3 protein-coding genes and 1 pseudogene are annotated in these 1,735 nt (G+C 17.6%); all 4 read right to left on the bottom strand.

Going from position 1 to position 1,735, the window contains the following annotated elements:
* Positions 1 to 306: 306 nt before the first annotated feature.
* Positions 307 to 627 (bottom strand): annotated as a pseudogene (locus tag IE180_RS37880) (hypothetical protein); the annotation flags it as partial.
* A gap of 340 nt (positions 628 to 967) precedes the next feature.
* Positions 968 to 1,144: an LAGLIDADG family homing endonuclease gene (locus tag IE180_RS37875; RefSeq protein ID WP_506005104.1), complete on the bottom strand. Its 177-nt coding sequence runs from the start codon at positions 1,142 to 1,144 to the stop codon at positions 968 to 970.
* Complete coding sequence (locus IE180_RS37870) at positions 1,145 to 1,450, bottom strand: LAGLIDADG family homing endonuclease (RefSeq protein ID WP_506005103.1); 306 nt, start codon at positions 1,448 to 1,450, stop codon at positions 1,145 to 1,147.
* 12 nt (positions 1,451 to 1,462) lie between these two features.
* A partial coding sequence (locus IE180_RS37865) for a hypothetical protein (RefSeq protein WP_229861264.1) occupies positions 1,463 to 1,735 on the bottom strand: 273 nt, incomplete at its 5' end.

Below are 1,735 nucleotides of genomic sequence, written 5' to 3'. Positions count from 1 at the left end.
TATATATTAAATATTAAATTAATAATAAATATAAATATATAATTAATTAAAAATATAAATATTAATTGTAATATATATAATTTAAAATTTAAAGAGTAAATAAATATATTTTTAATTATATTTAATATAAAATGAATCTTTAATTTAAAAATGTTATAATAAAATTTACGATTAATAAATGGAGAATGAATTTTATCTTTAATAAAGGTATAAAAATTATAAAATTTAAAGTTTTTGTTTCTATTTATGTTTCTGTTTTTCGTCATTTATTATTTAAAAAGCCCTTTGATAATATATATATATAAATTATTTATTACCTATATAAAATAAAATATTTTCTATAGTAGATATAACAGGTACTAAAATAATATAATAACTGAAGTAATAAGCAGTAGCAAATTGTCCTAATTCTATAAATGGTACTTCTACATGTAATTGTCCTAAGTTACCTAATAATAAGAAATTAAATACAAATAAATAGAAAGAGAATTTAGATAATACTTTAAATGTATTACCTCTTATAACTGATCTATCAGTTATAGGTAATATTAATAATATTAATATAGCTGCAAACATAGCTATAACTCCTCCTAATTTATCTGGTATTGATCTTAATATAGCATAGAATGGTAATAAATATCATTCTGGTACAATTGAAGGTGGTGTAACCATAGGGTTACCTGGTATATAGTTATCTGGATGTATAACTTAACTTTATTTATATAAAGTTAATTATGGACTATATCTTCATATAATTTTATTTAAATTTATATCTATATGTTTTTCATTTATTATCAAATTTTAATCAATTTTTATATAATAAACTATCATTTTTTATATATGATTTACTATTATAATTTTTATAAAATAAAGGTATTAAAAATATTCTATTACCTTTATAAGATCTTGATGGATTATTTTTTATATAATTATAAAATATCATATGATATTTTTCATTTGATATTGTTCATTTAAAATAACCATTTTGACTTTTATCAAAATAAATATTACCTCCTAATATTTCTTTACAAGGTTCTATATCTATTAAATATTTATTAGTTATACTTATAATTAATTGAGGTCTAGATGAATTTTTTGAATAATAATAATTAATTGTTCCATCTGCATCAAAATAACCTGATATTCATGAATTATTAATATCTAATTTTATTGGATTTATTACTTCTATATTTAATAAATTACATATTTTATATAATTGTACTAATCTTTTACTATTACGTATATTTCCATTAATAGAATTAACTAATTTAATCATACTATCTTTATTTTGTAATCTATATCTTATAGAATTAGATCCTGATCTTAATTTAATTGAACCACCAAATTTATTTTGAATTAAACGTAACATTTTCTCATCTTCTATACCAACTGTTATTTCACAATTAGTATATTTCTTTTGAGTTATTCCAAAACATCCATCTCCATCTATTAATCCAGCTAATCATTGATTAAATTTAATATCTTCTTCTTTAAAAGAAGAAGTTAAATTATTATTTATAGTAGACATATTTCTTTTAAATATAATTTTTTGTGTGCGTGTAGTCTCTGAGATTCCTACTAAGTAATTATTTAAATAATAACTATTGGTTATCTGCTGATTATATATTTTATAATAATATTTTACTATTAAGGGATTCGCATAAGATTTAATATATTTATATAAATTATATATATAATTTAAAAATAAACCACTTATATAAATAGTTTTATTATA

Source organism: Streptomyces litmocidini (assembly GCF_014649755.1).
Lineage (GTDB): Bacteria > Actinomycetota > Actinomycetes > Streptomycetales > Streptomycetaceae > Streptomyces > Streptomyces litmocidini.
Note: the sequence above shows the minus strand (reverse complement) of the source record. Positions and strands in the feature narration are given on the sequence as shown.